The sequence below is a fragment of the Planomonospora sp. ID67723 genome (assembly GCF_015711605.1).
Taxonomy (GTDB): Bacteria; Actinomycetota; Actinomycetes; order Streptosporangiales; family Streptosporangiaceae; genus Planomonospora_A.
The window spans coordinates 2,695,400-2,703,498 of record NZ_JABTEZ010000001.1 but is presented as its reverse complement, the minus strand read 5'-3'; the positions used below and the strand labels follow the sequence as shown (position 1 = coordinate 2,703,498).

At 72.0% G+C, this 8,099-nt stretch carries 7 protein-coding genes; 2 read left to right on the top strand and 5 right to left on the bottom strand.

Annotated features, from left to right (window positions below):
- Positions 1-292 precede the first annotated feature (292 nt).
- Together HS041_RS12780 and HS041_RS12775 are read left to right on the top strand one after the other, a co-directional pair.
- Positions 293-1,399, top strand: coding sequence for an AI-2E family transporter (locus HS041_RS12780; protein ID WP_196440682.1), 1,107 nt, complete (start codon positions 293-295; stop codon positions 1,397-1,399).
- A 9-nt stretch (positions 1,400-1,408) separates the two neighbouring features.
- On the top strand, positions 1,409-2,164 hold the full coding sequence (locus tag HS041_RS12775) for a helix-turn-helix transcriptional regulator (protein ID WP_196440681.1): 756 nt from the start codon (positions 1,409-1,411) through the stop codon (positions 2,162-2,164).
- On the opposite strand, the gene HS041_RS12770 is transcribed toward HS041_RS12775, so the two are convergent.
- From HS041_RS12770 to HS041_RS12750, 5 genes are all read right to left on the bottom strand, one after another.
- A complete protein-coding gene (locus HS041_RS12770; protein WP_196440680.1) occupies positions 2,151-3,026 on the bottom strand; it encodes a hypothetical protein in 876 nt (291 codons plus the stop codon). The two genes, HS041_RS12775 and HS041_RS12770, sit on opposite strands and share 14 nt — an antisense overlap.
- A gap of 55 nt (positions 3,027-3,081) precedes the next feature.
- Positions 3,082-4,773 carry an AMP-binding protein gene (locus HS041_RS12765; protein ID WP_196440679.1) on the bottom strand — a complete coding sequence of 564 codons (1,692 nt, stop codon included), beginning with the start codon at positions 4,771-4,773 and terminating at the stop codon, positions 3,082-3,084.
- A 57-nt stretch (positions 4,774-4,830) separates the two neighbouring features.
- Positions 4,831-5,682 (bottom strand): PhzF family phenazine biosynthesis protein, encoded by an 852-nt coding sequence (locus tag HS041_RS12760; RefSeq protein ID WP_307845258.1) that lies wholly within the window; start codon positions 5,680-5,682, stop codon positions 4,831-4,833.
- A gap of 11 nt (positions 5,683-5,693) precedes the next feature.
- The gene (locus HS041_RS12755) at positions 5,694-6,431 is read right to left on the bottom strand and encodes a hypothetical protein (RefSeq protein WP_196440678.1); all 738 of its coding nucleotides are present in this window, start codon (positions 6,429-6,431) and stop codon (positions 5,694-5,696) included.
- A 239-nt stretch (positions 6,432-6,670) separates the two neighbouring features.
- Complete coding sequence (locus HS041_RS12750; RefSeq protein ID WP_196440677.1) at positions 6,671-8,077, bottom strand: hypothetical protein; 1,407 nt, start codon at positions 8,075-8,077, stop codon at positions 6,671-6,673.
- Positions 8,078-8,099 lie beyond the last annotated feature (22 nt).

Sequence of the window (8,099 nt, the reverse complement as noted above, 5' to 3'; positions counted from 1 at the left end):
ATCCGCCCGTTTCGTGTCAAACTGACCCGTTTCGGGCGATCCATCCGGATCGCGACCACTCCGTCTCCGGAGCAACCCTTCAACCTTACTCCAACATCCTGCTCTTGTCGAACCTGACTTTGCCGGAACGCGAACGCTCCCTGGCGAAGGAGGGGTGAGAAGGGGTTCCCGAGGTCTCGACGATCTCCATCGACCCCCTCGGGCCTGTGAACTCTATGGAGCACCGCCGACTCCGTCAAATCAGCGTCCTGCCCGAGAAGATCGCACCTCTTCTCGCGGGTAGGAGAAGGACATGGCTGGCCAGAGAACGATGCCCAGAGCCCTGACCGTGCTGCTCTGCGCCGCGGGTGCGGTGATCACATTGGGCGGGATGAGAGAGGTCGCATCGATCCTCGGCCCGATGCTCCTGGCACTCGTGCTCGTCATCGCGGTCTCACCGGTCAGAGCCTGGCTGCAGAGGCACGGCGCGCCCGGCTGGCTGCTGGTGGCGGCCCCCCTGACCGTCGTCCTGTTCGTCCTGCTCGGCATGGTGGCGATCCTGACGATCTCGGTCGCGCAACTGGCCGGCCTGGCCCCGACCTATGCCGCGCAGTTCAACGAACTCGTCGTCCAGGCGCAGGACCTCGCGGCGCGGCTGGGCGTCGGCACCGACCAGATCAACCGGGCCATCGAATCCTTCGATCCCGGCAAGGTCTTCTCTCTCGTCCAGGGGTTCGCCTCAGGGCTGCTGGGAGTCTTCTCCGGACTGATACTGATCGTCGTCCTGGTGCTCGCCATGTGCCTGGACGCGCCGGTCTTCTCCCGGATCCTCTCCTCCGGGTCGAACCATCGGCCGAAGCTCATCGACGCACTCGCCGCCTTCGCTCGCAACACCCGCCGCTACCTGGTCGTCTCCACGGTCTTCGGCATCGTCTGCGCCGCGCTGGACGTCACCGCGCTCTGGCTGCTCGGCGTCCCGCTCCCCCTGCTCTGGGGAGTCCTGGCGCTGATCACCAACTACATCCCGAACCTCGGCTTCGTCATCGGGCTCGTCCCTCCCGCCCTGCTCGGCCTGCTGGAAGGCGGGGTCAGGACCATGCTCCTCGTGGTCGCCGCCTACATGGCCATCAACTTCGTGGTCCAGTCACTCATCCAGCCCAAGTTCCTCGGCGACGCGGTGGGGCTGTCCACGACCGTGACGTTCCTCTCCCTCCTGCTGTGGGCGTTCGTGCTCGGCCCGCTGGGTGCGCTCCTGGCCATCCCGCTGAGCCTGCTGGCCCGTGCCCTGCTGATCGACAGCGACCCCGACGGCGGATGGGCCGCGACGCTCATCTCCGGTGAGGCGCCACCGGGGGCGGACGCGGCGGTCCGGTCCCGTCCGGAGGCCCGGCCGGGACCGGATGACGCTTCCTCCCCCTAGTCTGGAGACGTGTATCGCGAGTGGGCTCCGGATCCGGCGATCGCAGAGCGGGTCGCCTGCCTCTGGGCGAGCGTCGCGACCTCACCGACGACGAGTCTGGTCGTGCCGGACGGCTGCGTCGACCTGATCTGGGGCCCCGGCGGGCTCCACGTGGCCGGGCCCGACACCGGACCGATGCCCGTTCGGCTCTCCCCCGGTGACCGTTACGCCGGGGTCCGGTTCCGGCCCGGCGCGGTCGGCGAGGTGTTCGGGGTCCCGCTGGACGCGCTGCGCGACCAGCGGGTCCCCCTGTCCGATCTGGGCAGGCTGCCCGGCCTTACCGTCGGAGAGACGGCCGCCGGTGCCGCGATCTCCCGCAGGACGGTCCGCGGCTCCCTGGTCGACGGCGTCACGACCGCGGGCACCGTGACTGCCGAGACCCTGCAGGAGGCACTGGCCGTACGGCTGCGCGCGACTCCCGGCCCCGACCCTGCCGCCTCGGCGATCGCCGGGGCGCTGCGGTCCGGGCGGAGCGCCGGGGAGGTCGCCTGGGAGCTCGGGCTGAGCGAGCGGCAGCTCCACCGGCGGTGCCTGCGTGCGTTCGGGTACGGCCCCAAGGTGCTGCAGCGGGTCGTGCGCTTCCAGCGGGCGCTGCGGCTGGCCCGGCGCGGTCTCACGCTGGCCGAGGTGGCGCTGGCCAGCGGTTACGCCGACCAGTCGCACATGGCCAACGAGGTGAGGCGGCTGGCCGGGGTCCCGATGGGCCGGCTCGTCAGCCGCCCGTAGGCAGCCGCCCGTAGGCCTTGAGCGTCTTCAGCCGTGCCACGGTGAGGAAGCCGCCCCATTCGTGGGCGACGATCGGGGTCCACATGGGGAAGTTGGGCGCCCAGCCGCCCTCGGAGGTCTGCTGGTCGATCAGCGCGTCGAGGTGCCGTTCGAGAATCTCGTCGGCGAACAGCGGCAGCTCACCCGGCTCGGGGGCGAAGTCGAGCGGGAAGTGCGCCTCACCGGTCGCCTCCGGGTCGAAGGACACGGTGGCCAGGATCGCGTCGCGGAGCCGTACGAACTGCTCGTGGGCCCGGTCGCGGTCGGCGGCGTGCTCCAGGAAGTGCAGGATCGCCCGCGCGGTGTAGGGCTGCACCTCGGCGGTCGACTCGATCGCGTTCCAGGTGAACTCGGTGGCCCGGGTGAGCCAGGGGTGGACGACCTTGTGCTTGTGCAGCAGGCCCGCGATCGAGGCGGTGGGCACCAGGGAGCCCGGCGGATCGTCGGGGGTCTCCCACCAGGGCGCGCGCGGGGACCGCCGGACGCTCGGCAGCACGAACGGCACCCCTCCGTCGTCCGTGGTGACCGCCATGAGGTAGTCGCACGCCGCGGTCACCATCGGGTCGCCGAACGCGTCCAGCTCGTCGAGGACCCAGAACGCCACCTCGACCGGTTCCGGCTGGCTCTCCGCGCCCCGCAGGTCGGGTTCGAGGGCGTTGCCGAACCCGCCGTCGGGATTCTGGTAGGCCCGCAGGACGGCCAGCACCCGCTCCGGCGATCCCCCGCCGAACAGCCTGTCGTATCTCAGCCGGTCGATCAGCCGGGCGTTGAGCTGCATGTACCGCCCTGCGGCGGCGAACGCGTCATGGGTCAGCGTCTTCATGCTCCGACCGTACGCCCGGCCCTGCGGCGGTGTCTTGCAGGAATCGGACGACCCGTCACAGCAGGTACCCCCGGCCGAACTCGGCGAACTCCTCTCCCAGGGCGAGCCGCGCCTCGCCGGTGAGAGGGACGTAGCGCAGGTCGCGGGCCGGACTCCACCAGACCGGGTCGGCGCACTCCCACCGGTCGCGGCGCAGGCCCCGCCGGTCCGCCTTGTTCGTGGCGGTGAGCGGCATCTCCTCCACAAGCCGTACGAACATGGGCGCCCACTTGGTGCCGAGGTCGGCCTGGGCGCGGAGGAAAGCGGTGAAGGCGCCGGGGTCGAAGCCGCCGTCGAGTTCGAGGGCGGCCATCACCTGGTCGCCGGTGCGGGAGTCGGGGACGGCGTAGACCGCGCACATGACGGTGCCGGGGAAGCGGGACAGGATGCGCTCGACCGGTGCCGCGGCGAAGTTCTCACCGTCCACCCGGAGCCGGTCGGCGTCACGGCCGGCGAAGTAGAAGTAGCCGTCCGCGTCACGGTAGCCGAGGTCTCCGCTCCAGTACCAGCCGTCGCGCAGCCGCAGGTCGTCGGCCTCGGGGTTGTCGTAGTAGCCCTCGAACCCGGTGGCGTCCCTGCGGACGATCTCGCCGATGGCCTCGTCCGCGTTGAGCAGCCTTCCGCCGTCGCCGAACCGGGCCCGCGGGCACTCGCGGCCGGTCTCCGGGTCGTGGACGGCGACGTCCATCCCCTCCGGGGGGACACCGAGCGCGTCGGAGGGGGTGCCCGGGACCTTCGAGATGGTGATCGCGCCCTCGGAGGAGCCGTATCCCTCGATGACCCGGGCGCCGAACCTCCGGGCGAACTCGGTCAGGTCCCGGGCGGAGGCCTCGGTGCCGAACGCGGTCTGCAGCGGGTTGTCCGCGTCGCCGGGGCGCTCGGGAGTCGCGAGGATGTAGGCCAGCGCGCGCCCGACGTAGTTGAAGTAGGTGACGCCGTACCTGCGGACGTCGGGCAGGAAGCCCGAGGCGCTGAAGCGGCGGCGCATCGCGACCGTCGCCCCGGCGTGGGTCGCCATGGCCAGGTTCGCCATGATCGCGTTTCCGTGGAAGAGCGGCATCGCCAGGTAGGTCACGCTGTCACGCCCGATCCCGAACCGCCCGCCCCGCTCCGCGATCGCGGCCAGCCTCCCCTGCCCGCAGATCACGGCCTTGGGCGCCCCCGTGGACCCGGACGTGAACAGCAACAGCAACGGGTCGCCGGGCTCCGGTGCGAGGTCCTCCGCCCCGGCGCCGGTACGGCTCGCGTCCGCGGTTCCGCCGTACGGCCCGGTGCCGGGAGCGGCGGCCGCACGGCGGGCGAGGAGGGCGTGGTAGCGGGGGGTGTCCACCCGCAGGACGCGGTCCGGAGGGACGCCGGTCTTCAGCCCGTCGAGCAGGCCGTGTCCGGCGGAGTCGGTGACGACGAACAGGCAGTCGGTGTGGCGGACGTCCCCGGCCAGTTCCTCGCCGCGCCTGGTCGGGTTGATCCCGACCACCGCGGCCCCCGCCAGGGCCGCGGCGAAGATCCAGAGCACGTACTCGGGGACGTTCTCCAGCAGCACGCCGATGTGGAACGGCCGTCCGGGCTCGCGGAGGCCGAGCGCCATGGCGGCCCGGCGCTCGGCCTCCCGGACGAGCCGGGACCAGGCGTATCTCTCGTCCTCGAACAGCAGCCCGGGGTGCTCGTCACCGGCCCGGGCCCGGATCAGCTCCGCGAATGTCGCCACATCCGGATCTTGAGCAAGTGCTTGGTACAAGTCAAGGAGCCGCCACTGGACCGGTGGTCAGGGCGTCGTCATCGCGACGGCCCCGCCGCCCACCCGGGTGCGCCCGTCCTCCGCGGCGATCGACGCCTTCAACTCGCTCGGACGGCCCATGTCCACACCCTGGATGACCGTGAACTCCCGCACCCCGGCTCCCAGCGCCCGCAGATAGCCGCCGAACGCCGCGGCCGCCGCACCGGTCGCCGGATCCTCGACCACCCCGCCGATCGGGAACGGGTTGCGCGAGTGGTACCAGCCGTCGTGCTCGCGCCAGAACAGGTTCACAGTCGTCCAGCCGCGCCGGATCATGATCGACTTCAGTGCGTCGAAGTCGTAGCTCAGGTCCGCCAGGCGGGCACGGGACGAGGCCGCGATCATCGGGTGGTCGTTCCCGGCGAACGCGACGTGCGGCGGGAAGTCCTTGTCGAGGTCGTCGCGGGACCAGCCCAGCGCGGCGAGCGTCTCGTCCAGCGCGTCCTCCTCCATGGGCACCGACCGCGTGGGCACGCTGGTGAGGGTGGCCCGCAGGGAGTCGCCGTCGACCTCGGCCTCCACGGCGATCTCGCCCGCGTTCGTGGTGAAGGTCAGCCGGCCCACCCCGATCCGCTCGGCCAGCGCGACCGAGGTGGCGATCGTCGCGTGCCCGCAGAAGTCGACCTCCGCCGAAGGCGAGAAGTAGCGGACCCGGAAGGTGCGGGCCGCGTCGTCCCGCGAGGTCAGGAAGGCGGTCTCGGAGTAGCCGACCTCGGCGGCGACGGCGAGCATGTCGTCGTCGGAGAGCCCGGCGGCGTCCAGGACGATCCCCGCGGGGTTTCCCCCGTCGGGATCATGGGTGAAGGCGGTGTAGCGCAGGACTTCCACGTTTTTCGTCACGCTTCCGGAACCTAGCAGTCCCGCCCCGCGGCGGGCCCCGGTGTCCGCGCCGGTCGTGTGGGATCGGGCTCGCCGGACGCCTCCTGCTCCCGTCCTCCGTCGCCGGGTTCATCGGCTCCGGCGGGGGGCGTCGTCCGCCGTCGCCTCAGGCCGGTGGCGGAGACCGCGAGGAGGCTCCCGGCGAGCGCGGCCCAGCAGAGCACGAGGACCACGGCGTGGAGTCCTTGGAGGTCGCCGATCTCGGGCCATCCGGTGGCGGGGTCCGCCGTGAGGGGACGTGCCAGCCCGAGCGGATCCTCGAGGACGGTGATCGAGTCCGCCGGATCTCCGTCCGTCCGGGCCGCCTCCAGCCGGGCGCCCACGAACTCGTTGCCGCGCATCCCGCCGCCGGCCACCGCCTCGCCGTCCGGCCCCACGAGATCCAGGGTGGCCGTGCAGACGTACGGGCCGGTCTCGGCGGCCTGGCCGGTCACCTGGTGGCCGCATTCGCTGGTCGAGCCCGCGACGGTGGCCTCGACCGGCCGGCCCAGCGCGACCAGGTAAACGGCGTGCAGCGGCTGGGCTCCGCCGGCGAAGGTGACGAAGCCGAGGACGATCTGCGCCAGCACTGCGCAGGCGGCCCACCGGCCCCGGCCGTACAGGCAGAGGAACAGCAGAAGCGGCGCCGCCAGCAGGCTGGCCATTAAGGCCAGGAGCATCAGGACGGAGAAGAACCCGCCGTCGTTCCTGACGAGGTGCAGCGGTGCCACGAGATCGCATGTGAGGCACGCCGCGATCGTCAGCAGGTGTATCGGCTTCGGTCTCCGGATCCCCATGCCCCGCCCTCCCGCGTCACCGTCGATCTTCTGATGGTGCCATCGCGGGGTCGCCGGGGAAATGCCCGTGCGGCCGCCGGGCGGACCCCCGACCTGCCGCGGGGCTCAGACGGCCGCGGGGCTCAGACGGCCGCGGGGCTCAGACGGCCGCGGGGCTCAGACGGCCGCGGGGCTCAGACGGCCGCGGGAACGGCGGGCCGGGGCGCCTCCCCCGTTTCACACTCGCAGGCGACCGAGACGCGGCGGTCCCAGGGCATGGCGTAGGCCAGGATCGGCAGCAGCACCACGGAGGCCTGGGCCCATCCCGAATGCTGCGCCGCCCAGATCTCCCAGGACTGGGTCATGGGCAGGTAGCCGTACCCGGCCCACAGGCAGACGCCGATGATCGCGGGCCAGGCGAAGCGGGCGGGGGTGGGCCGCGCGACGAGGAACGGCATGAACCACAGCAGGTACTGCGCGCCGAGGCGGGGCGTGACCACCATGAAGGCGAGCAGCACGGCGGTGGTGAGGTCCACCGGGTCGGCGCGGCGCCAGAGGAAGGCGACCACGAGCAGCGTGCCGTAGATCAGCCAGGTGCCGAACTTCGCGATCCCGGAATGGAGCGTCCATTCGCCGCCGACGAGGATCGCGCTGTAGCCCCACTCGCCGACGATCGGGCGGATGTCCCCGATCGTGCGCAGGGCCTGGGTGATCTCGCCCAGAGAGGCGTCCAGGAGGAGGGGCTCGGTGACGATGAAGAAGACCGGCGCGATACCGGTGGCCGCGAACGCGACGGCCCGCGCACGGACGGTCGGCAGCAGCAGGAGCATGCCGGGGATCAGCCAGATGGGCCAGCTCTTGGCGCACAGGGCCAGGCCCATCAGCAGTCCCGCGAAGAGCGCCCGGCGCAGCGCCGCCAGGTCGCCCTCGCGCGGGGTGACCGCCCGGGTGACCGCCTGCCGCACGGCACGGCCGATCCCGTGGGCCAGCGCCTGCCGTACGGCGCCGCCGACCCCGTGGGCCGCGACGGCCCGCCGGACGGAGGTGACCGGGTCGTCGCGCAGGCCGGGCCGGTCGGGGTCGCCGGGGCCGCGGGCCACGACGAAGGCGGCGACGCCGAAGGCCAGCGCGACCGGCTCGACCTGGCCGTGCAGGGAGGCGACGAGGATCGCCAGGGGGTTGCAGGCGTACTGGAAGGCGCGGAGGCCGGCGGCGGAGCCTCCGGCGAGCTTGCCGACCAGCGGGATCAGGACGATGTCGGCGACCACGGTGACCAGGCGGCCACCCCACTCCCAGGGGATGCCCAGCCACAGCAGCAGGCCGTACACGTAGGGGATGGTCGGCAGGAAGTGCCAGCCGCCCTTGCTCCCCAGGACGGGGTCCTCCCCGTTCAGGACCGCCTCGCCCGCGGGTTTGAAGCTGTTGACGAAGTCGACCGGCTGCCACTGGCTCTTCGCCGCGAAGACCATGATGAGCACCCGGAAGACGACTCCGACCGCGAGCACGACGGGCAGCGAGGGGCGCCAGCCCCTCCACTGCGCGACCAGAGCGAGCACGACACCTGTGACGAGGATGATCCCCGTGGGAATTGCGTAGTCCATGACGGCGACTAGCCTGCCGGAA